The 24,490-nt window shown below is 68.9% G+C and carries 16 protein-coding genes and 1 pseudogene; 8 read left to right on the forward strand and 9 right to left on the reverse strand.

What is annotated here, in order from left to right; translation table 11 throughout:
* Positions 1-370: 370 nt before the first annotated feature.
* Positions 371-1,156 (forward strand): DUF5995 family protein, encoded by a 786-nt coding sequence (locus tag CG719_RS21510; protein ID WP_100570283.1) that lies wholly within the window; start codon positions 371-373, stop codon positions 1,154-1,156.
* 185 nt (positions 1,157-1,341) lie between these two features.
* Here CG719_RS21510 and CG719_RS21515 read toward each other — a convergent pair whose 3' ends face one another.
* The 3 genes from CG719_RS21515 to CG719_RS21525 all read right to left on the reverse strand — a co-directional run bounded on the left by CG719_RS21515 (position 1,342) and on the right by CG719_RS21525 (position 3,556).
* Positions 1,342-1,521: a hypothetical protein gene (locus CG719_RS21515; protein ID WP_100570284.1), complete on the reverse strand. Its 180-nt coding sequence runs from the start codon at positions 1,519-1,521 to the stop codon at positions 1,342-1,344.
* Positions 1,522-1,540: 19 nt separating this feature from the next.
* A complete protein-coding gene (locus CG719_RS21520; RefSeq protein WP_100570285.1) occupies positions 1,541-2,944 on the reverse strand; it encodes a PIN-like domain-containing protein in 1,404 nt (467 codons plus the stop codon).
* 180 nt (positions 2,945-3,124) lie between these two features.
* Positions 3,125-3,556, reverse strand: coding sequence for a hypothetical protein (locus tag CG719_RS21525; RefSeq protein WP_199836710.1), 432 nt, complete (start codon positions 3,554-3,556; stop codon positions 3,125-3,127).
* A gap of 217 nt (positions 3,557-3,773) precedes the next feature.
* On the opposite strand from CG719_RS21525, the gene CG719_RS21530 reads away from it, so the two are divergent.
* The gene (locus CG719_RS21530; protein WP_100570286.1) at positions 3,774-4,427 is read left to right on the forward strand and encodes a hypothetical protein; all 654 of its coding nucleotides are present in this window, start codon (positions 3,774-3,776) and stop codon (positions 4,425-4,427) included.
* Positions 4,428-4,887: 460 nt separating this feature from the next.
* Positions 4,888-5,394 carry a hypothetical protein gene (locus tag CG719_RS21535; protein WP_100570287.1) on the forward strand — a complete coding sequence of 169 codons (507 nt, stop codon included), beginning with the start codon at positions 4,888-4,890 and terminating at the stop codon, positions 5,392-5,394.
* Between the two features lie 406 nt (positions 5,395-5,800).
* On the opposite strand, the gene CG719_RS37410 is transcribed toward CG719_RS21535, so the two are convergent.
* Positions 5,801-6,025 (reverse strand): 8-oxoguanine DNA glycosylase OGG fold protein, encoded by a 225-nt coding sequence (locus CG719_RS37410; RefSeq protein ID WP_442802741.1) that lies wholly within the window; start codon positions 6,023-6,025, stop codon positions 5,801-5,803.
* A gap of 56 nt (positions 6,026-6,081) precedes the next feature.
* On the opposite strand from CG719_RS37410, the pseudogene CG719_RS21540 reads away from it, so the two are divergent.
* Both CG719_RS21540 and CG719_RS21545 read left to right on the forward strand, forming a co-directional pair.
* Positions 6,082-6,267, forward strand: a pseudogene (locus tag CG719_RS21540) (deoxyxylulose-5-phosphate synthase); the annotation flags it as partial.
* A 37-nt stretch (positions 6,268-6,304) separates the two neighbouring features.
* A complete protein-coding gene (locus CG719_RS21545) occupies positions 6,305-6,712 on the forward strand; it encodes a hypothetical protein (RefSeq protein ID WP_100570288.1) in 408 nt (135 codons plus the stop codon).
* A 20-nt stretch (positions 6,713-6,732) separates the two neighbouring features.
* On the opposite strand, the gene CG719_RS35890 is transcribed toward CG719_RS21545, so the two are convergent.
* Both CG719_RS35890 and CG719_RS21560 read right to left on the reverse strand, forming a co-directional pair.
* A complete protein-coding gene (locus tag CG719_RS35890) occupies positions 6,733-10,020 on the reverse strand; it encodes a type ISP restriction/modification enzyme (protein WP_199836711.1) in 3,288 nt (1,095 codons plus the stop codon).
* Between the two features lie 300 nt (positions 10,021-10,320).
* On the reverse strand, positions 10,321-11,412 hold the full coding sequence (locus CG719_RS21560) for a DNA polymerase III subunit beta family protein (protein WP_100570352.1): 1,092 nt from the start codon (positions 11,410-11,412) through the stop codon (positions 10,321-10,323).
* A gap of 254 nt (positions 11,413-11,666) precedes the next feature.
* Here CG719_RS21560 and CG719_RS21565 point away from each other — a divergent pair, with 254 nt between their 5' ends.
* On the forward strand, positions 11,667-12,863 hold the full coding sequence (locus CG719_RS21565; RefSeq protein WP_100570290.1) for an ATP-binding protein: 1,197 nt from the start codon (positions 11,667-11,669) through the stop codon (positions 12,861-12,863).
* Positions 12,860-13,891 carry a ParA family protein gene (locus CG719_RS21570; RefSeq protein ID WP_100570291.1) on the forward strand — a complete coding sequence of 344 codons (1,032 nt, stop codon included), beginning with the start codon at positions 12,860-12,862 and terminating at the stop codon, positions 13,889-13,891. Before CG719_RS21565 ends, CG719_RS21570 begins: the two co-directional genes overlap by 4 nt.
* A gap of 86 nt (positions 13,892-13,977) precedes the next feature.
* On the opposite strand, the gene CG719_RS21575 is transcribed toward CG719_RS21570, so the two are convergent.
* The 3 genes from CG719_RS21575 to CG719_RS21585 form a co-directional block, all read right to left on the reverse strand.
* On the reverse strand, positions 13,978-14,592 hold the full coding sequence (locus CG719_RS21575; protein ID WP_100570292.1) for a hypothetical protein: 615 nt from the start codon (positions 14,590-14,592) through the stop codon (positions 13,978-13,980).
* Between the two features lie 35 nt (positions 14,593-14,627).
* A complete protein-coding gene (locus CG719_RS21580; protein ID WP_100570293.1) occupies positions 14,628-17,177 on the reverse strand; it encodes a GmrSD restriction endonuclease domain-containing protein in 2,550 nt (849 codons plus the stop codon).
* A gap of 91 nt (positions 17,178-17,268) precedes the next feature.
* Positions 17,269-18,108, reverse strand: a complete 840-nt coding sequence (locus tag CG719_RS21585) for a hypothetical protein (RefSeq protein ID WP_100570294.1) — start codon at positions 18,106-18,108, stop codon at positions 17,269-17,271.
* A gap of 237 nt (positions 18,109-18,345) precedes the next feature.
* On the opposite strand from CG719_RS21585, the gene CG719_RS37175 reads away from it, so the two are divergent.
* The gene (locus tag CG719_RS37175) at positions 18,346-24,411 is read left to right on the forward strand and encodes an AAA domain-containing protein (protein WP_100570295.1); all 6,066 of its coding nucleotides are present in this window, start codon (positions 18,346-18,348) and stop codon (positions 24,409-24,411) included.
* Positions 24,412-24,490: the final 79 nt, after the last annotated feature.

Below are 24,490 nucleotides of genomic sequence, written 5' to 3' on the forward strand. Positions count from 1 at the left end.
GGCGTTGCTCGGGAGACACGAATCGCCAGGGCCGTTGAACCTGTGTTCCGGCAGGCAACGTCCGGAACCCGTTCATCGATCACCCGGAGCGGATCGAGGCGATCTGGTAGCAGTCACGTTCCGCGGTGCCCGGCGACACCGCACCGGGCCCCACAGGAACGCGCTGTACCCGACCGCTGGTGACGGGGTGTCGGATACGCGTTCAGGCGCCCGCCCCGTGGATTGCGACGTGCGGGGTCGGGGCTCCCTCCGTTTCCTGCAGGGCGGGGTTCCTCCCCGGTGCGCGGTGGTAGGACAGGGCTGTAATCGGCACTGCGGACAGCGGCCGGAGTGCGGGCCGAACGTGGGAACCACGAAGGGGGAGTTGGGTATGGCGGCAGAGAACATCGACGATGTCGTGGACAGGCTTGCCGGGATCGTGCGGGAGGCAAGCCGCGCCGGTGACCGGGTCGGGTACTTCGCGGCGCTGTACCGACAGGTGACCGTTGAGGTCCGCACGGCCATCCACGGTGGGCTGTTCGAAGACGGCCCCCGAATGGACCGTTTCGACACGCTCTTCGGCAACCGCTACTTCGACGCGTACGACGCCTGGCGTCGTGACCGGAGCGGGCCGCGTTGCTGGCGCGAGACGTTCGGGCTGCTCGACGAAGCCGACACCATCATTGTCCAGCACCTGGTACTCGGCGTGAACGCGCACATCAACCTCGACCTGGCCATCGCCGCCGCGCGGACCAGCCCGGGCAAGGCCATCCACGCGTTGCGGCGCGACTTTCTGCTGATCAACGACATCCTTGCGCGGGTGGTGTTGGCGGTGCAGGACTCGGTCGGCGCCCTGTCGCCGTTCCTGTCGCTGCTGGATCGGGTCGGAGCCCGCACCGACGAGCGGATCCTCGACTTCAGTGTCCGTCAGTCCCGCGAGGAGGCGTGGTACAACGCCGTCCTGCTTGCCGGCCAGAACGAAGAGGAACGCGAGGCCACCATCCAGCGGCTCGACATCCGGGCCGCCGTGCTCGCACGGTTGATAGCGCGACCGGGCGGCCTCGTCCGGCCGGCCCTGCAGCTGATCCGGCGCACCGAGAGTGGTGACGTGCCGGCCGTCATCACTCATCTGGACAACGCCATGGAGCGACCCTCCGCCCGGCAGGGGACGGGGTGAGGCCCGGCGGACTGACCGTCCGGCATCTGGCTGGAGCCGGTGCCGAACACCTGCTCACCTAGTGTCAGAACGAGCCTCAGCTGTCGCTCGACGACGATTCAGCAGGCCCACGTGAGGACGATTCCGGGGGACCACGGTCCCCCGGGGCGTCGGCGGTCACGCTCCCGCGGCCTGCCGCACCGGAGTTACTCCGGACCGTTCTGCCAGAAGTAGACGTACGTGTTCTTGAGCGCGTGCTCGTAGCGGCCGTTTCCGGGATGGCGGAAGTCGTCCAGCGGCGGGCGACCCTGGCCCTTCACACGCTTCTCGATCCAGCCGCCGCGGTTCTCGGCCTTGTCGTCGTACGGCGGGTCGCACATCACCACGGTGACGGGGACGTTCCGGTTAGCGCTGGTCGAGCTCTACGCTTTTTGCTGCGTCATCCATGTCCGCTTCGCTGCCAGTCGAGTCACCCGGTCCTCGACGTGGCGTAAGTAGCTCGATGACCATGGGAACCACCTCGTCGGGGATCCGGAAACCCGACGCCCATGAGGGTTCTGCCGCCGAACCATAGATGGTGCGCAACAAGAAGGGCTCTTCTCCGTTGAGCACGCCGGTCTCCTTGAGCTCCCGCGCCACGGTGCTGATGGGGCGGGTGAAGCCCTTGAGCTGGCGATCCTCCGCGTAGCCGGCCAGCTTGTAGACGGTCGCTCTGTCGACGAAGCCACCGTTTTCCGCTGCCGCCTTAATCACCTTGACGCGCGAGGGGGAACGCGTCGTCAACTGGAGGAGGAACTGGAACAGGGACTGCTTGGTCCAGCCGGCGGCGGGAACGTCGTCCTCGCCATTCGCATCGCGCAGCTGCTCCAAGTCGTCTACGGAGTCCCGGTCCACGTGCAACCCTTCGAGCAGTTGCTCGGCCCAGGTGAGGAGCTCGGCGGGCGTGAGCATGTAAAGGTGTGCACCGGTTTGCTCTCGCAGCTCCACGATGAGCTCGGCCCTCGGCCGGGCCTGAATGTCCACGTCGCGTGGCTGCCACCAGTCCTTCTTGACATCTCCGGTCACCAGCAGCACATCGCCGTCGCGCTGCGCTGCCTCCTTCAGCAGCTGTACCCAGAGCAGATAGTCGCCGGCAGCCTGCTCCGGTGGCTTGTTCCTGAAGTCCTCGTATCCTGGCGGAATTTCGTCATCGGCGCGTTTCGCAGCTTCCTGGACCGCCTTGTCGTACTCGTCCACCGGCAGCGGGTCGCCGATGCGTCCGCGCAGGAGCGGTTCCAGCTCGGTGAGGACCGGGTCAGTGTGCGTCTCGGCCGTGCCCTCGAGCGCATCCCGCTCGGCCTGCCCCTCGATGACCTCGCGTAGCAAGTCCATGGACTGGGTGAGGACCTCCAGCCCTTCACGGATCTGCCGGGTGACGTCCTCGTCCTCCTTCAGGCGCACGTCCTTCATCCACCGCTCGACGGCATCCTGTGCCGACCTGCGCGCCTTGTCGAGAGCGGCCGACGTTTCCTTTGCCTTGGTGCTGTGGTGGTGGCGGACAGACTTCTGTTCGCGGTTGCGCCAAAACTCGGTCAGTACCTGGTGGGGCACCCACAAGCGGTCTCGCAGCTTGGTGAGCACAGCCAGGGTGTCCTGACGCGTACGCTCGTTGGACCGGTAGAGGTTGAGCAGGACGTTGGTATCGAGAACTACCATCCCGGACGTGAAGAGGCGCTCGTAATCCTCTTTGAGAGGGGTTCGATGGGCCCCGTCGCAGTCGTAGATCCCCCGCGCGCCGCTGTTCCCGGGCGGCACATCCTTGAACGCCATCCGCTCGGCTCCCCACTTCCGGAACCCGACCAATGAGCCCCGGAGACACGAGGGTATGGTTCCAGGCCCTAATTCCGTAGGTGAGACCCTTCTCGGCCAACTCCCGGAGTTACTGAGTCGCAGGGAGCCATGGGCAGCGACCTCGAAGGATCAGGTGGGTCGGTGAGACAGGGACGTGCTTTAGTCGACGGCGCTTGGCGGTAGGCCTGACGCGTGCGCCAGGTCCGGAGCGGGGAAGAGCAGGGCGCGGGCGAGGGCGGAGGTCACCTGGGCGGCGCAGCCGGGGAGCTGTCGGGCGGCCCACGCGGCGGCAAGGCGGACGAAGCCGGCCAGTTTGTGCTCCGCTCCGGTGAGCAGGCGCCGCAGTTCGTCGGTGGGAAGTTCGATCACGGGGCTGCCGTCCCGGTCGGCGTCCACAGTCAGGCGGATGACGTCGCCGTGTCGTTCGGCGAGGGGGGATGGGGTGTGGCCGTAGGAGGCCCGGCCGTCTCCGCCGAGGGCGTCGAGCCAGTCGCCGCGTTCTTCGAGGACGTTGCAGCAGCTCGGCAGTTCTGCCGAGTCCTCGCCCGAGGCCTGCTGTTCCTCTCCTGCCGTGTCGTCGTCAGAGCCCAAGTGCCCCGCGCACGAAGGGGCAGGGGTGAACGCCAGATTTTCAGCGAGGGTTGTGAACTCAGTGCACGGACTGCATACTGGGTCGGCAGGTGCCGCCGAGCGATATCCGATTCGCCACCGGTGGAGCACCTTGCCGGGCTTGACCGGCGGGCAACGGGCCGCGCCCGTGTCCGCACGACGGGCCACTCTCATCTTGCGACGTCCCCGGGGGTTCACCATGCGCTTCACACGCACATCCGCAGCCACGGCGCTGCTGCTCGCCGCGCTCACTGCCTGCGGCCCGACCACTGACACCGGTACGGGCGACGCCACGTCCACCGCCCCGTCGACTCCCAAGGCACCGGATACCGCCACCGTCGAGACGACCGAGGAACCGTCGGTCGACACCGAGTCCACCGCAGCCCTGCCGGACATGGTCGGCAAGGGGCTGCAGAGTGCCCAGGACGAGGCGCAGGGCGCCGGCTTCTACCACCTCACGTCGCACGACGCGCTCGGCCGGGGTCGCAACCAGATCCTCGACCGGGGCTGGAAGGTCTGCGCCCAGACCCCCGCGCCCGGCACGCACTCGACGGACACGAGGGTCGACTTCAGTACCGTCAAGCTCAAGGAGAGCTGTCCCGCGGGTGGTGGCGAGGCCGAGCCCGAGAAGGCCGGCTCCACCATGCCGAACTTCGTGGGGAAGGCCGTCAAGGTCGCCCGCCAAGCGCTCGACAGCTCCACCAGCATCACCGTCGACGATGTGTCCGGCCAGGGCCGTATGGTGCTCATCGAGTCGAACTGGAAGGTCTGCACGACCGACCCGGCGGCTGGGGAGGAACTCGTCGGACAGCCGGTGACGATCGGGGCCGTCAAGTTCGGCGAGAGTTGCTGACACCGGCGGCCTCCAGCGTCCGCCTCAGAGGCTCACCCACTCCGTAGTCCTGGCGCGTACCTCCTCTCTGCCCCTGCCCGACGAAGACTCCACAGCCGCTCGGTGACCTGACTTGCTCAGGACAAGCTGCGCGGTCCACCGTGCGACGACCGGGCACAACCGATACCCCCTCGAAGCTGGAACGGCAGGCTCTTCTGGCGAACGCCGCCGATCTTGTCGCCGAACTGAGCTCGGAAACCCTTGAGTTGGCGGCGGTTAAGGTCACGTTCTGGCGACCTGTCCGACGTGCGGGCCGACCAGGAGGCACACGGGGCGCGGAGGTCGCCCGTGGGCCGCGCGCGGTGGGGATCATGGTGCGCCTGAGTGCCACTACGCGCTCCCTTGCGAGGGAATGCCGGAAATGCCCGCCGGGCAGTGACTCAGGCGTAACTGAAACGCTCAGGAAAAGGAGCCACTGCTCATGAGGTCACGTACGGCCCGTCCCGCCGCACTCGCCGCTTCGACCGCACTGCTCGCCGGAGGCCTGCTGGCGGCGACCGTACCCGCCGCCACCGCCGCACCCGCGAAGTACTCGCACGCGGCCGCCGCGCAGCAGTTGAAGGGGGCGGGCGTCACCTGGACCTCGTCGGGCGGGTGCAGCGACCGGAACAACGGCAGGTGCACATCCTTCGAGCAGGTCAACAAGAGCACGGTCGCAGGAGTGCTCGACTTCAAGCAGGCGAGCAAGTGCGCCGTGGCCCTCACTGGCGGCACGGAGAAGGGGCACGCCTCCGGCACCTACAGCCACTGGAACGGCTACAAGGTCGACATCAAGCTGACGTCGTGCGTGAACTCGTACATCACCCGCACGTTCCGCTACGTGGGCGAGCGCGGTGACCGTGCGAAGCAGTACAAGGCCCCGTCGGGGAACATCTACGCCCTCGAGGGTTCGCACTGGGACGTCACCTACTACCGCGGCAGCCGCTGACGCGGAGCGGTGGCGGAGCCGGCACGACGGTTCCGCCACCGTCGGTGCCGACGCGTCGCAAGTTCATGCTCCGTTCCCGTCGACGGTCAGTCAGCCGCCCACGTTCTTTTGTGAGTGCGCCTATTGTGAGCTCTGGGCACGGGGCGCATGCTGGGCTGCGTCAGCGTCACGTGTGCCGGACTGGCCGTAACGCTGACGGCCGAATCCGGGCGATGAGCGGCAGTGGACCGCGCAACCGCGTCCCCCCTCGCGGAAGAGTGCCAGGCCGGACGCGGCGACGCGTGGTGCTTCATCGCAGCCGTTTGCCGTGTCGGAACAACGCGGCCTCGACCTGGTCCGGCAGGACGTCCACCCGGTGTGCGTGGTCATGGGCGAGGGACAGGTACCGCTCGTACCGGGGCGTCGTCTAGCCGCCACCCGGCCACTTCACGTCGGCGTCCGCGGACCGCAACGCGTGTGCGACGACACTGTCCAGGATCAGCGGACGGAACGGTCCGACGGGTCGCTCGTGACCGGCGAAGTACAGCACCTTGGTGAAGAACGCCGGTCCGAGGTACTTGATCCACTGGTCGTTGTTGAAAGCGAAGTGCGCTGCCGGTGGCTCCTTGCTCCCGGAGTGCGGCGAGAGCAGCGTTCAGGCGCGCGTCGATGTCCTGTGCCGAGGACTCCCCGAAGACGCGGGCGTGCCGGGCGACCGCGGCCTGGCGGACCCTGTCCGTCCTGCTCCACGCGGGCGTCCGCTTCCATAAGAGCTGTTGCGGCGGGCCCGGATATCGCCCGCGCAGTCTCCGTGAGGTCCGCGAGCGGGTGACGTACGCCCGGCGCAGCGGTGAGCCGGCCATCAAGGCGCTCGTACGATCCGAGGTGCCGTGACTCCAACGGGACATGCGGTGCGCGCCATACTGAAACCATGCTCGTTCCCACTGGCCATCTGCCGCCGCTCCAGCAACGCCTGTTGCGGGAACTCGACCTCTGCGATCTCCCCGCTCCCGAAGCGGCGCCGGAATCCTACGCGGCCCGGGGCCTCGACACGGACGAGGTCCGTGAGGCCCTGCCCGCGCTGCTGTGGACCGGTCTGGTGGAGCAGCAGGAAGGGGATCGCGGCACGCTCAAGCTCACCTGGGCCGGAGTGGCGGCGCTGCGGACCGCGGAGTGCGATGAGATGGCGGCACGTCTCAGCGCGATCGCGTCCTTCGCGGACACCGTGGCGCGCGGTGCGGCGTCCCGCCCCGTCGGATACGCCCTGAAGCGCCTGGCGGAGGGAGCGTGGACCTTGGAGCAGGCCGAGACTTACGTGAGAGGCGCGGACGGCGCGTAGGGGCGGAACGTGACCCGCCTCTACGCGCCGAAGTCCAGGACGACACGGCGGCGAGCACGGCTGGCCCCGGGCGGTGGCGGGAGAACGCCCGCTGAGGTGAGGTCGGCTGTGGTGATGACCGGTGAGTTCACGATCTTCGTGGTGATGGCCTGCTGCGCCGGGGTGAGGTCCACCAGCCGTCGCAGGACGGACAACAGGTCGATCAGCTCCTCGGTCCACTCTCTTGGCCAGGACGTCACATGGATGTCGTCGAGCGGGCTGGTCTTTCGGCTGGTGGGGGAGGCCCTGCGGTAGCCGAACCACTTCTTCACGATGCGCATACCGCCGACCTCGTAGTTCCAGACCTCCAGCGGAACTCCCGTGAAAACGCCCGGTCCGACGTGCAGGGTGCCGGTCTCCTCGTCATAGCGCAGCGTGTCCGGCACGGCGGTTCCGATCGGTGTCGCGTACCGCACCTGCCGAGGATGTCCCGCGGGAAAGCCGACACCTTCTTCCGTCCCGGGTTCATCGGGCGGGTTGCCGCGCTCGCCGTAAGTCGCGGCCCACAGATACTGGTGGCCGATGCGAACCGCCTCGCTCCACAGTTCGGCGTCGCGGGTGAGAGGCAACCGGACTCCTGGGGTGAGAAGTTCCTCGGCAAAGTGCTCAGTGAAGGCGCTGTGGCCGGCGACGGCCAACGCGTAGGCGGCGAGGTCGTGCCCGGTCACTCCGTTCAGACCCAGAACATCGGCCAGGTACCGCAGCAGGCCTCTCGGCACATTGGGAGTGCCGTCCGGGTGCAGGATGGGATGCACCCTTCCGCCCCGGCCGTTGAAGTGGTGCGTGTCCGGTAACAACGCGGTCGCGACCACCGCCGGACCGCTGCTTATTTCGTGGCTGCTCTGCTGATTGAGGAACACCTGTCCAGGCTGCAAGGACTCCCACAGATCAGGCCGTGGGAAGTCAAGTACCCGGTTGTCTGCGATGAGCCACTGACGGTCGAAGCTGCGCAGCGCGATCCGCACGAGCCGTGCGCGAGTACGGGCCTCTTCATCAATGCTTCGATCGGGGTGAGGGAGTCCTGGGAGGCACGTCGGCCGTGAGCCGAGTTGGCGATCGCGAGTCTCCTTGAACAACCGGGCCTTGTAGTCCGCATCTTCTTCCCTGGTGAGGCGGGCCCATCGGTGTTGAAGAAGTCTTTCGGAGGGAGAACTCACCCAGGACCTGTTCGTTGTGATCCCCAGGCTGCCCCACGGAAAGAGCTCGTCCAGCGCCGGATACTCCTCCCACCCCGACAAGGTGGCCGGGGTGAAGGGCCGTACCCCCAGCGCGTGGGTGTCCCGCCAGCCGTCGTTGTCCAGACGTGTTGACCGGAGCTGCGCGAACTTCTCGGCACGTTTGCCGTGGAGGGCTCGGTAGTGAACCCGCGCGGACCCACCGGCGGCGTGGTCCGCGCGTCGTACGAAGATGCAGATGCACAGTGGCTGGGCGACGTGAGGGAACGCCCGGTTGGCGACGTCCGAACGCTGGCCCTCTGGCGAGAGGTTGATGACCCAGCCCTCGTCGCACGTCCGGCGCAGATAGTCGCGCATGCCCCGTCCGGCGGGGCCGGTGGTGAAGGCTGAGGGAGTGATGAAGCAGATCACGCCGTGTCGGTCGTCGGAGTGCGCGTCGAAGACCTTCCAGGTGGCCCAGCGCCAGAAGTAGACGTACATGTTCTTCAGCGCGTGCTCGTAGCGGCCGTTGCCCGGATGCCGGAAGTCGTCCAGGGGCGGGCGGACCTGGCCCTTCATCCGCTTCTCGATCCAGCCGCCGCGGTTCTCGGCCTTGTCGTCATAAGGCGGATTGCAGATCACCACGGTGACGGGGACGTTGGCCTTCACGTGGTTGGCGCGAGTGCGTGAGACGGAGAGGGGCGCGTAGGTGGAGGGGAGCTGCTCCTCCTTGACGTGGGGATCGTCGAGCGTGTCCGTGACGTGGAGGTTCAGGCCGCCCGGCGGGAGCTGGGCGCCGTATTTCTTGAGCAGGTCGGCGGTGCGGAGTTCGGCGACCGCGAAGGGGCCCATCTGGAGTTCGAAGCCGTACAGGCGCTCGGCGAGGCGACCGATCGCGTCGGGTGCCATGGCGTCGCCATGGCGTTCGGCCGCCTGCTGCGCCACCCGCTCGATGACGGTGTGCAGGTAGGTGCCGGTGCCCATCGCGGGGTCGACGATGTGGACGCTCTCGTCGCCGTAGCCCCGGGACCTTCCCAGGCGGGTGCGCAGCACCTCCTCGGTGAGGCGGACCATCTCCTCCACCACCTGGTGCGGGGTGTAGTAGGAGCCGCTGCGCTGGCGCAGTTCGTCGTCGTAGACGGAGAGGAACGACTCGTACAGGTGCAGGTAGGCGTCTCGGTTGCCCCGCCGGATGGTTTTCCAGTCGACGGCCGCGACGGTCCGGCGGAGCAGTTCCAGGGTCACCTCGAACCGTTCGTTGACGTTGTCGGTGAGCAACTGGAGGGCCTTGCCCATCAGGGCGTGGCCGGCGTTGAGGCGGCGGCCGATCTCGTGGAAGCCGATGTCGGCGAGCTTGATGCCCTCCGTCTGCGCCAGAAGCAGGGCGAAGGTGACGGTCTGGGCGTATCCGTCGGCGAAGGTAGCGTCGTCGGCGGTGGGGAAGAGATAGCGCCGCCAGTCGCTTCTCAAACCGGTGAAGGGCCGGTCCGAGGCGGGCCCGCCGGCATCCAGCTGGGCCTCCGCACGCAACTGTTCCCGCACGGCCTCACGCAGCAGGCGGCACAGCGGGGCCATGTGCTGCACGAGCACGGAGACCCGCAGGATGTCCTGCGGCTTCCAGCCGAGCACCCGCTGTGCGAGCGCGTCGAAGGCGGCCGGCTGGGCGGCGGTCAGTTTCTCCCCGGCGCTCTTGAGCGCTCCGGACAGCACGACTTCCTCCCCGATCTGCACGCCGTATTGGAAGACACGCCAGTGGGTGCCGTTGGTGTACAGCAGGTTTGGAAGGTCACGCAGACGCTGCCACTGCCGCTTGTCGTGGCCGGTGAAGGTGTCGGGATCGATGTTCTTGCCCGGCCGCTTCAACTCGATGTAGCCGGTGACGTTCTTGTCGACGCGCACGGCGTAGTCGGGTCGGACTCCGAGGTGCGGGATACGGGTCTCGGGATCCCAACTGACCTCATGCATGGCGTGCTTCGCGGCCATGGCGCGCAGCAACTGTTCCAGAGGGCCGCGGATCGCCGCCTCACGGTCGCCGGGCCCGGCGAGAGCCCGTTTGCATTCCGCGCCGAACACGGACACGGCGTCCTGAAGCCACTGAAGGCGTGCGTCAGCCATGGTGCCCCCCAGCCCACGGGCCCCGGACATGGCGCGGGGCAAACCCCTCTTGCTGGGAAGTATGGGGCAGCCATGCGCGAAATGGCAGGGGGTGTACCGGAGTTGCTTTGTCGCGCCCGTGCGCCCCGAAGCGGCAGGAGTGGCAGGCCGGGAGTCGGCGGCCCGGCGTCGCCCGTCCGCGCCCCCAAGGCGGTCGGGGCTCAACAACGTTGAACGTCAAGCCGAGTGCCTGTACTCAGTCCGGCACCCGGCGGGTGTGCGGCACGTTCTTCCGCGCCGCACACCCGCCCACGGCCGTTCTCACTCCTGGTCGTCGAGGCGGACCGGCATCAGCAGCGAGAGGACGTCCTCGTCGTCGGGTCGGCGGATCACGAGGGGGGCCGTGGGGGCGCCGAACTCCAAGAGCAGTTCGTCCCTGGCGCCGGCGGTTAGGGCGTGCAGCAGGAACTCGCGGTTGACGGCGATGTGGTTCCGGTCGTCGTCACCGTCCTCGTGGACGGTCACCGTGCCGTCGTCCGCCACGGCGAGCACACTGAGGTCGTAGGACACGCCGTCCTGCTCACGCGTCCTGTCCGCACGGACGGGACCCGTCTCCAGAGCCTTGCGGAAGGAGGCCACGTCGATGACCGCCCGGCGCCCGGCGGGCAGATGGAGGAGGCGGCGGTAGTCGGGGAAGTCGTGGTCCAGGCACTGGCCCGCCGCCTGACGGTCCCCGGTCTCCAGCGTCACGCGGTCGCCGTCCAACGTGAGCCGGACAGGTTCCTCCCCGCCCAGGAGCGCTCGCATCGCGTCGGCGAGCGGGAGGGGCACGACGGCCTGGACCCGGCCCGTGCCGTGCCCGGCGGTGCGTGCTCGTGCGACGGCCATCCGGTACCGGTCGGTGGCCACGACACGGAGGTCTTCGCCCTCGATGTCGAACAGGACGCCGCCGAGCATCGGCAGCTCCGGATCGGTACTGGCCGCGAAGCGAACCGCGTCCAGCGCGGCGGCCAGCTCCGGGGCGGAGGCGGACAGCCGGGTGGTGGCGGTGCGGAGCGAAGAGGTCATGGGGTTCTCCCTGTGGTCGAGTACTGCTCGGAGCGCGGAGAACTCACTGCGGGCATCGGACAGATCCCGCTCGAGACGGCGCAGGTGCGCCTGGAGGAGCCCCCGCACCAGGTCGCTGTCCGCGCTGGACCAGCCGGCCAGCACCAGCCTGATGTCCGCCAGCGGCATGCCGGCCCGACGCAGCCGGGCCAGCAGCCGGGCCTCGTCGCACTGCTCGGGGTCGTACCAGCGGTAACCGCTCACCGGGTCCACCCAGGCGGGGACCAGCACACCGGCCCGGTCGTAGAACCGGAGCGCGCTCACGCTCAGTCCGCTGTCCCGGGCCATCTCCCCGATGCTGCGCATGTCGTTCTCCACACCCGGAACCCTGGGCCCTCCACAAGGTCGAGGGTCAACCCCGGTCCAACCACGATCAGGCAGGCGACTGGCCCGCTTCGTCGGACACGCTCGGGAAGCGGCTCGGAGGACCTGCGAGGCAGAGGGCGTCGCCCGGCCGCCGCGAGCCGGGATCCGGCTGTGCGGGGCCACACAAGGAAGCACAGCAGGCGCGCGGGGCCGCCCGAGAGTAATCGACGCCGGGCGAACGGCACAATACTTGTGTGAACGCACACGACGCAGACCTGGCCGACGTCCTCGGGACCCGTGAGACCCCGACCCTGGAGTTCAAGCGGACCGCCAAGCGGGAAGGCAAGCGCGGTGACGCCATCGGCAATGCCGTCTGCGCGATGGCCAACGATCTCGTCGGCAGGGGCGGAGGGGACATCCTCATCGGCGTCGCGGACGACGGGATCCCGGTCGACGACGTGGACGTCAGCGACCGGGCTCTGCTGGCCCTCACCGACCTCCGGGACGACGGCAGGATCCTGGACCGGCCGTCCTTCACCGTCCGGGCGGCGACCTACCGGGGCAAACCCGTGGTGCACATCCACGTGGAGGCATCCGCCGCCTTGCCCGTGCGCTTCGACGGAGTCGTGTGGGTCCGGCCCGGTCCGACCACCCGTAAGGCCACGCGTGAGGACGAGCGAGTCCTCACCGAGCGTCGGCGGGCCGGCGACGGTCCCTTCGACAGCAGGCCCGTGCCGTGCGCGACCCTCGACGACCTGGACCTCGAACTCTTCCGCAGCGACTACCTGCCGTCCATGGTCGGACCCGAGGTCATCGAGGAGAACGGGCGCCCGGTGCACCAGCAGCTCTCCTCCCTGCACCTCACCACCCCGGACGGTCGGCCGACCGCCCTCGGACTGCTCGCTGTCGGGCTCGATCCCAGCAGCCGCATCCCCGGGGCGTACGTACAGTTCGTCCGGTACCAGGGCGTGGATCTCGACGCGCCCGTCGCCGACGACCAGGAACTGCGCGAGAACCTCGTGGGCATGGCGGCCAGACTTGAACCGCTGCTGCGCAGCAACCTTCGTACGCGTCTGGTGGAGGAGGGATTCCGGGAGACTCCGCAACCCGACTATCCGCTGGAGGCGTTGCGGGAGGTGTCGATGAACGCCTTGATGCACCGCAACTACGAGACCTCCTACGCCCCCGTGCGCATCGCCTGGTTCGACGACCGGATCGAGGTGACCAATCCCGGAGGGCCCTACGGGCAGGTCCGGGACGACAACTTCGACCGGGTGAACGACTACCGCAACCCGTCCCTCGCCGCGGCGATGAAAGGACTCGGCTATGTGAACCGGTTCGGTCGGGGGATCGGACGGGTGCGGGCATCGCTCGCACGCAACGGGAATCCCCCCGCCGAATTCCAGGTCGACGCGTCGTCGTGGGCCGTCATCCTCCGGAGGGCCTCATGAAGCGGACGTCGATCGCGCTCTTCAACAACAAGGGCGGGGTGGGAAAGACGACCCTGACCTACCACCTGGCCCACATGTTCCGCAGGCTCGGTCTGACGGTGCTGGCCGTCGATCTCGACCCCCAGGCGAACCTCACCTCGATGTGCCTGGACGAGACCGAGATCGAGGAACTGTGGGACAACCAGTCCGAGTTGATCGCACAGGGCGCTGTTGCCTCCGCGCTGCCCGGCACCGGCCGGGTGCGCAACGGGCAGACGATCGCCGACGCGGTGCGGCCCATCCTGGAGGGCACGGGAGACGTTGCCCCCATCGAGCCGGCCGAACTCCAGCCGGGGCTTTGGCTATTGACCGGAAGTCTTGATCTGAGCCGCTTCGAGGACAAGCTGTCCAACGAGTGGTTCAAGACCTTTGCAGGTGACATCGCGGCGATCCGCACCACCACGGCCTTCCACCGCGTGGTGGAGCAGGCGGCCGACGGGATCGACGCCGACATCGTCCTCATCGACGTGGGACCCAATCTCGGGGCGATCAACAGGGCTGCGCTCATCGCGGCCGACAACGTGCTGATGCCGCTCGCCGCCGACCTCTTCTCCCTCAAGGGGCTCAGCAACCTCGGCCCCACCCTGCGCGATTGGCGCAGGGGCTGGCAGCAACTCGTCCTGCCCCGGGTTCCCGCCGGTTTCTCCGCGCCGCGCGCCGAGATGCGTCCCCTCGGCTACGTGATCATGCAGCCGGAGATGCGGCTGGACAGACCCGTGAAGGCGTACGAGCGGTGGCTGCAGCGCATCCCCTGGGTCTACTCCGCGGCCGTACTGGGCGAGGGAGCGCCGGAGCAAGGTGGCGATCGGCACCGCATCGCCACCTTGCGCAACTACCGCAGTCTCACGCCGCTCGCGCACGACGCGAGGAAACCCATGTTCGACCTGAAAGCGGCCGACGGCGCGCTCGGCAGCACCCAGAAGTACGTGCAGACCTGTTACCGGGAGTTCCGTGAGCTGGCGAAGGAGGTTCTGGCTCGAGCCCGGTAAGTGGGCAGCGCGTGAACGGCGGAAGACGGAGACGCCTGAGGCCGCGCGACCGTGACCACGGCTGCGCGGCCTCACAGAAGCGCGCGTCAGCTGTCGGCGGGGGACAGCCATCCCACGTGGCGCAGAACGGGTGCGACGCGGAAATGGACGTAGGCGACCACCGGAGTCTCGTCGTCCTCCACCGGGAAGAACAAGGCGTGCTGAACCCGCTTTTCGTCCTGCGGATCGTCCAGGTCGACCGGCGGCAGGTCCAGGCGCGGTCGGTCGAAGGCGTGGTCCAGGTCGACGCCCTCCCTTGCGGTCAGTTCGCACAGGTGATGCAGTCCCAGGCGGCCGGCGAGCTCGGCTGTGGTGAACGACTTCTTGATACGTGGCCACTCGTGCTCATCGACATGAGTGGGGTACACCATCAGGCGCTTCTCCCTACGCTGCCGGCCGACGGTGACACCGGAGCGCAACCGGTCGTGCAGTCTGGACAGAGCGGCCGGCATCTCGGGTACGACAGCGGGCTTGTGGAGGACCAGGTCCTGCTCACCGTTCGCCCAGTGGTTGTCGTGCAGGGTCAGCGTCGGCCGTCCGGGAAGGCGTAACTCCCATTCGACGGCGTTTGCCACGGATGCCTCGCCCGAACAGGTCGTGCCCGCCTTGTTCGTCAGCGGCTTCTCGCAACGCACCAGTGTCAGATCGTGCAGAAAGTCCATGTCCCCTCAGTGCTCTCTCACTCGATCGCTTGCCTTCAGCCCCGCCGCGCCAGATCCAGCGCCGCCGCCCCCACGAACCAGTCCAGTACCTCGCAGATCTCGTCACTGTGCTCCGCGAAGACCCGTACCGGGAAGGACGGGCGTAGCTCCAGCTTCGCCTCGGGCAGATCGATGCCGTCGATCTTGTTGAGGCGGTGCAGGAGCTCGCGGCGCTGCTCCGTGTCGTCGAACGGGCTGCGGGACTTGAGGTATTGGAAGACCACCTCGACCGTTCCGCTGACCGGGTAGATGCCGACCGGCCAGAGCAGGTGGGGCCGTCGGCTCGTCCCGGCGTCCAGCATGGGGAAGCAGCTCGTCTCCTCGTGCCGGCCGTAGTTCACGTAGCCGCCCTGGTGGCGCCAGAACTCGAGAGTGGCCAGCACGCCGGCGGACGACTCCGGCCAGTGTTCCTGGAGCTGCGCGCGGAACCGCTCGGCCGCCGCCGCGTCCTCTCCGTCGGGCAGCGGATCGTGGGCGGTCGGCTGTGTGACGTCCTTGCCGAGAAGTGTGGCCAGTTCCGCGGCCGTCAGGCGTTGCGCGCGATCGGCCCGCCCCGACGGGTCGAACTTCACTCCCTCGCTCGCCAGTAGTTCCTGCGGCGGAGGCCGGTCGCTGCCGTCGGCCCAGCGGAACGCGGGGGAGACCTTGCCGTCCGCGGTCAGGACGCGGTAGGCGCCGATCAGCGACGGGTTGGAACCGAGGTACGTCCCCACCGGCACGGGGTGACTGCCGATCAGTTCGGCGACGTCCCCGTAGGTGGTCCACGTCCCGCTCGGCATGGCCACCAGGGCCGCGCGCAGCTCGGCCCAGCCCGGCCACTCCTCGCCTGCGGGCTTGACCCCGCCGATCGGCCCTGGCCACAGCTCCACGGCCCGCTCGGTCAGCCGGTCGGCGCGGTCGAGGATCTCCGCCTTGCCCCAGCGCGTCGCGGAGGCGATCTCGAGGTTCATGCGCAGGGCGCTGGATTCGAGGATCTGCTGCTTGCGTTCGAAGGGGTGGTTGGAGAGCTTCGCGTTGTCGCCGGTCAGGGTCAGGTTACCGAGGGTGTGCACCAGCAGGTCGTGGAGTTCCTGGGGTGTCTGGTTCGGGTCGGTCTCCTCGGCGAGCAGTTCGAACCATGCCGGGGCCGGACGCTGCGGGAGGATGTGCTCCACGCTGAGGGAGGCCTTGGCGAAGTCGACGGGCTCGGAGGGGCTGAAGCTCTCCTCCAGTCGGCGCAGGATGTAACTGCGCTGCGGGGGACGGCCGCTCCAGTAGAACGGCTTGTTGCGGATCGCCTCGCGCAGCTCCTCGTCGCTCGGCCAGCGCCTGCGCCGCCCGGAGAGGAATCGCCGCACCGCCTCGGCCGCGGGCCGGTCACTCTCCAGCTCCTTGGGGGCCTCCATGAAGATGCGGTTGAGGCCGGTGGTCGGCGTCTGGCAGATCAGACGGCGCACGAGGTACGACTCGACGTGGAGCAGGGCTTTGGCTGCGTCCTCAGGTGTCGTATTGCCGGAGTCGACCAGATCCAGCAGGTGCAGCGCGAGCGGGTAGTGGGTCTGTCCGCCCCAGCCGGCAAGGCGCTCCATAACCGCGCGGAGGGCGGGGGAGCGCTCGCGGCCGGGATCGACGATGCGCAGGAACCGGCGTCCGCGCTCGGCCAGTTGTGCGATCTCGTGCTGCAGCGCGTCCTCGTCGCCGGCGAGGGGCTGAAGCCGCTTCTGCTGCTCCCGGTAGATCTCGCTCTGCTTCGTCTTGTAGTGGCCGCGAACGATGAGGTCCAGCCAGACCAGCAGCTCGAGGTTCTTCGGGCCGAGGCTCTGCTGCATGGGCAGCCACAGTTCCTGGTAGACCCGTTCACCGCGCTTGGGCAGCAGCATGAACACGTAGTTGCGCAACAGGTCGCTCTGGCTGAGGCCGACGCCCGTGTTGTTGATCGATTCGAAGATCCGGTACACGTTGTCGCCGGATTCGGCGGTGATCTCCACGATCGAGAGCAGGTCCTTGAGAACCGTCTCGACGGCACCGATCCACCGCTCCTCGCCCGCCGCTTCCCGGCCTTCAGCGAGAGCACCGCAGAAGAAGCGGTAGGCGGCGCCGATGTTGTCGCTCCCGCCCGCTCCTGCGCGGGACTGCACGCACGCCGTGTAGGCGTCCCGGTCCGCCTGCGTGGGCAGCAATCGGTAGTGGTCCAGGTCCTCGTGGAACTCGTTGACCAGGATCTGCCGGTGCACCCGGTCGGCGCCACGAGCGTCACCCGACTCCCTGAAGTGGTCGCGCAGCGCGGTGAACGCCAGCATCAGCGTGGTCAGCCGCTGCTGACCGTCCACGACAAGCCACCGCTGTACGCCGCCGGCCTGGATCTGACCGGGGGCGAGCACCACCGAACCGAGGAAGTGCGGTGCCGCCGACTCACCTCTCAGATGCTGGTCGACGAGTTCCCCGACGTCCTCCCACAGTCGTTTCAGCTGCTCTCCGCCCCAGCTGTAGGTGCGCTGGTAGAGCGGGACTTGGAACTGTTTTTCTCCCTGAATGAGATTGAGGAAGGTGATCTCCTGGGCGCGCATGCGCCTCCTTTCCTTGTGCTCTTCCCCACTGCCGGTTCATGTCCGGCACTCTTCGGGCTCAGGGGCAGCTGTCCGCCGAATCTATGACTTTTCAGGTGTCGTTGTCCGCCGATGTCAAAACCGAGCGGCTGGAGATACGGGGCATCGTCTCGTTGGGGGAGCGGCGCAGCAGCTTGATGTCACGGTCCTCCACCCAGGCGTTCCACGCCTTGAGGTAGTAGAGCAGGTGCTCACGTGAGTCGTCCCGGCGGCGGTGGGTCCGGCCCGCTGCCAGGCTGAGCATGGTGTTGCGCAGGGTCAGACGTGGGTCGCCCGGTTCCAGGCGCGCGCCGGTGACGACACCCTCTTCCCAGGTGGTCTGGTCGATGTCGGGTCGCGCCTCGGTGGTGACGTACCACCCGATCGTCGCGGCCGTGACGGTGATGCGGCATCCACGGTTCAACGCGATGCCGCGGTGAAGGGCGTCGCGGATACCGGGGTGCTTGTCCAGCATGACCAGGAGCTGGTCGTTGCTGGTCACCGACGATCCGCCGCCCCACGAGGAGTTCGGTGCGTGCAGGTACAGGTGCAGTCCGCGCAGTGTCGCGGCCAGGTGGGTCGCGTTGGCCTCGCCGGCCAGCGCGAGCGCGTCGCGGCCGGTGCGCTTGCGTCCCGTGTCCATCACCGTGAACGCGGTCCGGGGCACGCCGTGCGTGACCGTCAGGGGAACCGTGATCCCGGCTTTGACGATGGCCGCCAGACGGTGCTGACCGTCGATGAGTACCTGATCCTCGTCGAAAGCGATGCCCTGATGCGTCAGCTGCCATTCACCCCGCTGGATCTGCCCCGCGAGCTGTTGGACCGTGCTCTTGCTCAGGGGCCGGTTGTTGGTATTCCGACTGAGCCACTCGGCCGCCAACTGCGGTGATACGTCGACCACTTCCATGCGCATGGGTTCGCCGGGCCCTTCTGGCGGTGTGAGTGAGTTGATCCCGACCTGATGGTGAGCCAGGTATGTGAACTCTGTCAATGCCATCGACGGTGCGACTCCCGTTCTCGCGCTGCGGGGGCGTCGCCGCCCTGGTACCCTCAGTGCGTGTGCTCAGTTCACACCAAGATGGGCGTGTGGCCGGGGCGGGGATTCGCAGGGTGGGCCACCGTTGTGGCCCTCGGCAGCAGGGGGTGGCGTGTGAGCCAGGATGAGAGCGGCCTCGGCGACGGAGTGCAGCTGGTCGGGTGCGCGTACCAGTACGACGACGGGCTGCACGTCAGGGTCGACGACGTGCAGCCGTACGAGCTGGTCGACCCTGGAGACTCGCATGGGTATCGACAGGGCGACGACCTGGTGCGATGCACCTTGTACCTGGGCAATGGCACCGACCGGGCCATCGACGTGGACGGCATCGACCTCCTCGTCCGGAGCGGGCCGTACGGCAAGACGGGCCGCCAGGTTCACGACTACAAGACCGAGGTGCTCGACGAGTCACTCGAAGGTGTCCTGCGCAAGGGTCGTCGAATGTCCGTGACTTGGGCCTACAGCATTCCCGCCGGTACCGCCGACGAGTTGGACATCGAGGTCCGGTTCGCATACGGGCACGAACGCGAGAGCATCACCTTCACCACAGCCGCGGCCACCACGCCGGCTCCCGTCGACCCCCGCCTGGCGATCGCGCACACCGTGCCCACGCGTCCCACGCCCGCACCACCCCAGCTCCCTGACCAGGCAGCACTGTTCGGGGAGCGGCAGGATTCGTTGTTCGCGGACACGGATCCGGAATCCACGGGCGACCCTGGCGGCAACGCCGAAGCGGATGCCTCCCAGCTCACGGGCCGACCTGTACTGCAGGCCCTGCCTGCGCAGCCGACCGGTCCGGAACAGTCGGCCACGCCGCACGCCGCACCCGTCCGGACGCGCGGGCTGTCCCCGAACGAGCTCGACGCCACCCGCGTCCGCCAGATCTTCCGGTTCCTCGCCGAGGCGGAGGAGTCGAAGGCCCGGCCGGTCCGCACGCTCGACGGCGCCGCCGGCGCCGTGTGGTTCGACGAGCTGCCGGACACCCCCGAAGTCGCTGTGATGCTCGACGGGATGCTCTCCACCGACGACCCGGCATGGCTCACCGTCGCCCGTCCCGAACGCGAGGACGCTCCGCAGCCCAAGCCCCTGCTCGCACCCTGGGTCGACGAGACCCGTATCCGTGATTTCAAGCAGACCCGCGCCCCCCACCTGCGTCGGCGGATCGAGCCCGAATTCCCTGACTGGTCCCGGGGAATCCCGCTCGAGAAGACCTATCACGAGCTGGACGAGCATCCGAAGCGGGAGAAGATCGAGAAGCAGTACGCGGCCTGGGAACAGGAGTGGCTCTCGTGGGCGGAGCGGCGCCGGGCTATCGACCCCGTCGTCAAGCTCTACGACCGGCTGCACAAGATGCACGAGGACGCCGCCAACCTCGGCGAGGCGTACGAACTCGTGCTCGGAATCGGACGCCTGACCTGGCAGACAGCCGGGGCCCAGCGCGTGGAACGGCATCTGATCACGCACCGGGCCACCATCCAGCTCGACCCCGCCACCGGTACGCTCACCGCTGCCCCGGACCCGACCGGCGTGGGCCTGGAGCTGGAAGAGGGCATGCTGGAGGGTGCCCAGCACGTTCCAGGGCCCGTACGCGAGGGAATCGTCGCGGGGCTGGAGGGCGCCTCCGACGTGACCGACCCCGACCACCTCGACGCCGTACACACCGCGCTGCGCAGTTGGGTCAACGCCGCGCACAGCGCCGGCGGCTACTCGCCCACCGTGGAGCGCGCCCGGCCGCGCAGCCTGGAGGTGCCGCAGGTCGGATTCACGCCCGCACTCGTGCTGCGGGAGCGAAACCGCCGTTCGACGCTCGACGCACTCAAGGCCATCGCCCGCCAGATCGACGCGGGCACCCCTCCCACAGAGCTGCTCGGTTACATCGCCGGCCGTGGCGGAGCCCTGACCGCCGCCGATCTCGCAGCGGCCGAGGACGACGGAACGGAGACGGGCACCGGCGAGATGTACTTCGCGCTCCCCGCCAACGAGGAGCAGCGCACCATCGCCGAACGTCTGCGAGCCAACCGGCTCGTCGTCGTGCAGGGTCCGCCCGGCACCGGTAAGACGCACACCATCGCCAACCTGGTCACGGACCTGCTCGCGCAGGGCAAGCGGGTCCTCATCACCAGCCACACCCCGCGCGCCCTGCGTGTGCTTCGGGACAAGCTGCCGGAGACCGTTCGCGACCTGTGCGTGAGCCGAACCGAGGACGGTGCGGCCGCCCAGCGCGAGCTCGAAGGGTCCGTGCAGAAGATCCTGAGCGAGTACGCCGGATACGATCCGAAAGCCTCCCAGAAGGAGATCCGCACCCTCCAGGCACGGCTCGCCTCGGCCCGGTCCGCCCAGCAGACCATGCTGCGCGACCTCGCCGTGGTGCGCGAGCAGGAGACCCACCGCTTCGAGGCGGAGATCGGCGACTACACCGGCAGCCTCCAGGAGATCGCCGAGCGCCTCACCGCCGAGCGGGATCGGCACGACTGGCTCGGCGAGGTACCGCATGAGCAGCCAACCCTGGGCCCCGACGACGCGCTGTGGCTCCTGCACACCACCCGCGCCTACACCCCGCACCACCAAGCCCTGGCGGCCGAAGTGCCCGGCCCCTCCGAGCTGCCCGGCCCCAGCGACTTCGAGGAGGCCGTCACCGTCGTACGGTCGGCCGAGGAGGCGCACGAGGCGGTACGGCAGGACCCGCTGAGCCGGCAGTACGACACAGCCGTACGGGGCTTCAGTGAAGCCGAACAACAGCGGCTGACGACGGCGCTCGACGCGTTCTCCACCGCCCGGGCCCGCGCCGCCTCGCTCGCGGCCGCCGCCGGTGACTGGGCCGGGGCGCTCCTGAGGGAGGTCAGCGCGGGGCAGGACTGGCAGGCGCGCAGCCGGCAGGCCGCCGTCAGCGACGCCCTCGCGGCGGTCGACGCCTCGCTCGCCACCCTGGGTACCGCGATGGTCAGCGGTTTGGAGCAGTACGATCCGGCCGGTGCGCTGGGCCAGGCCACCACCCTGCACGACGGGCTCGCCCAGGGACAGAAGCTGCGCGGGCCGCTCGGCACGCGCACGAAACTGGCCAAGGCCGTCGGCGCGTTCGTTGACACTGTACGGGTCGACGGGCGGGCCCCCGAGGACACCGCCACCGCGGCCGTCGTCGTCGCCCGCGTCCAGCTCGAACTGCGTCTGGCCCAGGTCGAGGCCGAGTGGAGCACCCTGTCCGGCGCCTGGCAGGGGCACGGTCCGCGCCTGGCCCGCCTGCGGCAGGACGCCGAGGTACTCCAAGCCCTTCGCGCCGTTGCCGCCGCCCGCACCGACGTTCTCACCGCCGCTGCCACCTCACCGGAACTTGCAGTCGCCACCTGGCACGACACGTCCGTCGAGAACGCCGTACGCGCCCTGTTGCGTGCGGCGACGACACTGCGCGCCGCCGAGCGCTCCCGCCGGCTCATCGCGGACACCGAGGAACTGCTGCGTTCCTGGAGCGACCGGCCCGGCGTCTCGTCCGCCGTCGCACGTGCCCTTGACGCCGTACGGGCCCAGGACCCCGATGGCTACCGTGAGTTCAGCGACGAGATCGCCGAGGTCCGCGAGGCCGCCAGGCTGCGGGCCGAGCAGCACACCGCGCTCACCAGAGTCCGTGAGGCGTTTCCCACGTTCGCCGAGCGGATCACCGAGGCGCCGGAGGACACTGCCTGGGACACGCGACTTCCGACGCTCACCGAGGCCTGGGCCTGGTCCGCATGGCACGACCGCATGGAACGGCTCACCGACCCGGAGGCCGAACGCACCCTGCGCCGCCGGCTGACGGAGGCCGACGACGAGGCCCGCATCATGCTCGCCCGCCTCGCCGCCGCACGCGCCTGGCACCGGTGCCTCGGCCTGCTCACCGGTGACCAGTCCCGTGCGCTCAGCGCCTACCAGCAAGCCGCCCGGCGCATCAAGGGCAAGTACCAGCACCGCTACCGGCGCGACGCCCAGGCCGCACTGCGCAAGGCACAGACGGCCGTGCCGGCCTGGATCATGCCGCTGCACCAGGTCGCCGAGACCGTGCCCATGGACCAGCCCGGCATGTTCGACGTCGTCATCGTCGACGAGGCCAGCCAGTCGGGGCTCGAGGCCATGCTGCTGAGCTGGCTCGCCGGCCGGATGGTCGTCGTCGGCGACAGCAAGCAGGTCAGCCCCTCCAACGTCGGCCTCAAGCAGGACGAGTACTTCCACCTCAGGGACCGGCTGCTCACCGCGCTGGAGCCGGACGTGCGCAGCCTGTTCGGCCCGGACTCCAGCTTCTTCGACCTCACCGAGGCGCTCTCGGCGGGCCGAGGCACGCTGATGCTCAAGGAGCACTTCCGCTGCATGCCGGAGATCATCTCCTTCTCCAACGAGCTGTGCTACAACCGCCGGCTCCAGCCACTGCGGCAGTACGGGGCCGACCGGCTGTCCCCGGTCCGCACGGTGCACGTCCAGGACGGCGAGGCCTTCGGCAGCAACGACCGGCTGGTCAACACGGCGGAGGCCGAAGCACTCGTCGACGCGGTCGTGCGCTGCTGCGCCGACCCCGCGTACGAGGGGAAGACCATGGGGGTCGTCAGTCTCCGCGGCACCAAGGGCCACCTGACGGAACTGGAGAACCTGCTCGCCGAACGCCTTGACTACGAGCAGCGCGAGGAGCGGCGTATCCGGGTCGGTGACGCCGAGGACTTCCAGGGCGACGAAAGGCACGTCATGTTCGTCTCCTGCGTCAACTCGGCCACCACCGCGGCCGGTACCGTACCCGGCGGGTTCAACGGAAAGACGTACGAGCAGCGGCTCAACGTCGCGGCGTCCCGAGCACAGGACCAGGTGTGGGTGTTCCACAGCGCCCGCATGGAACAGTTCCACGAGAACGACCTGCGCCGGCGGTGGCTCGACCACCTCACCCGGCCCGCGGAGGAGGACACAGTCGCGGTCTACGGCGAGGTACGGCCCGACGTACGGCACGAAGCGTTCGACAGCCTGTTCCAGCAGAAGGTGTACCTGGAGCTGACGACCCGCGGTTACCGAGTGCGGCCCGGCTACCGGGTCGGCCGGCACACCATCGACCTGGTCGTGGAGGGCGGAACCCGCAGACTCGCCGTCGCCTGCGACGGTGACGCCTTCGCGGAGGGCGAGGACGCGCCCACGGCGGCCGCCCGGCAGCGTGACCTGGAGCGCGTCGACTGGACCTTCGTCCGCATTCGCGGCAGCCGGTTCCACCTCGACCGTGAGCAGGCGCTCGCGCCGCTGTGGGCGGAGCTGGAACGGCTGGGGATCGAGCCCGTCTCGGAGGAACCGGAGGCGCCCGCTGTCCTGGCGGACGACGGGCAGGCCGAGGACTCGTCAGCCGGCGAACCGGACAGCGGGGACGAGGAGTCGGGACAGTGCGTGGAACGGGAGGTCGCGGGCCCCCCGGTCCCGGCGGCCGAATCCCAGGAAGCCGTGCGCGCTTCGGAGATCCCGACGAACCTCCTCGCCCACTTCCCGGAGCAGCGTGGCACGGCGCCCGTTCGGGCTGAGAACGACGTACTCGCGTCGGCTCCCGCGCGAGATGCTGCTCCCCGTGCGTCGTCGCTTGCGGGGAATGCGGCGGCTCCCGTCCCCGCAAGTCGCACGCCATCGCCCGCCGCTCGTCCCGACGCGGCTCCGCGTCCCGTGCCCGCGAGGAACACGGCCCCGGCGCCCGGGCACCCTCCGGTGTCGCCGACCGGGGCCGCCAGGCAGGGCGCGCTTCCCGTCCAGGAGATTCCCCCCGCTGCCTTTCAACGACTGGTCCGGGAGATGCAGCAGCTGCAGGCCGCCGTCGACGCTCCGGACGAGACTCCCGACGGCGTGGACGCGGCGAACCTCGCCTTCCTCAGGAGGACGCAGGCCGATCAGCGTGACCGTCGTACGCAACGCCTCAACTTCCTGCGGACGTTCATCGACGCCGTCCGCGTCGGGGGAGAGACGGATGCGCCGAGGATCGTGTTCCCCGGTGCGCTGCTCACGCTCGAGTTCGATGGGCAGACCGACGGCGACACTCTGTACACCGTCGCGGAACTGCCCACCGACGAGGCGGACATCGTCTCTCCCTCGTCGCCGCTCGGGCACGCGCTGATGTGGCAGCCGCGGGGGCGTCAGATCTCCTACGACGCCTCGGAGGGGCGTACGCGTACGGTCGTGGTCCGGGAGATCCGGGTCTGAACGCACGCGGTCCGACCGGACCGAGTTTGCCGCGGCCCCGCCGTACCGACCCGTGCTTCGGGTGCCGGGCGACGGGGCC

It is taken from the genome of Streptomyces sp. CB01373 (assembly GCF_002803075.1).
Lineage (GTDB): Bacteria > Actinomycetota > Actinomycetes > Streptomycetales > Streptomycetaceae > Streptomyces.

Excerpts from the sequence above, each read along its gene's own strand:
- CG719_RS35890 (WP_199836711.1), bottom strand. The coding sequence starts at position 10,020 with ATGGCTGACGCACGCCTTCAGTGGCTTCAGGACGCCGTGTCCGTGTTC.
- CG719_RS21535 (WP_100570287.1), top strand. The coding sequence starts at position 4,888 with ATGAGGTCACGTACGGCCCGTCCCGCCGCACTCGCCGCTTCGACCGCA.
- CG719_RS21580 (WP_100570293.1), bottom strand. The coding sequence starts at position 17,177 with ATGCGCGCCCAGGAGATCACCTTCCTCAATCTCATTCAGGGAGAAAAA.
- CG719_RS21545 (WP_100570288.1), top strand. The coding sequence starts at position 6,305 with ATGCTCGTTCCCACTGGCCATCTGCCGCCGCTCCAGCAACGCCTGTTG.
- CG719_RS21520 (WP_100570285.1), bottom strand. The coding sequence starts at position 2,944 with ATGGCGTTCAAGGATGTGCCGCCCGGGAACAGCGGCGCGCGGGGGATC.
- CG719_RS21510 (WP_100570283.1), top strand. The coding sequence starts at position 371 with ATGGCGGCAGAGAACATCGACGATGTCGTGGACAGGCTTGCCGGGATC.
- CG719_RS21575 (WP_100570292.1), bottom strand. The coding sequence starts at position 14,592 with ATGGACTTTCTGCACGATCTGACACTGGTGCGTTGCGAGAAGCCGCTG.
- CG719_RS21560 (WP_100570352.1), bottom strand. The coding sequence starts at position 11,412 with ATGCGCAGCATCGGGGAGATGGCCCGGGACAGCGGACTGAGCGTGAGC.
- CG719_RS21530 (WP_100570286.1), top strand. The coding sequence starts at position 3,774 with ATGCGCTTCACACGCACATCCGCAGCCACGGCGCTGCTGCTCGCCGCG.
- CG719_RS21570 (WP_100570291.1), top strand. The coding sequence starts at position 12,860 with ATGAAGCGGACGTCGATCGCGCTCTTCAACAACAAGGGCGGGGTGGGA.
- CG719_RS21585 (WP_100570294.1), bottom strand. The coding sequence starts at position 18,108 with ATGCGCATGGAAGTGGTCGACGTATCACCGCAGTTGGCGGCCGAGTGG.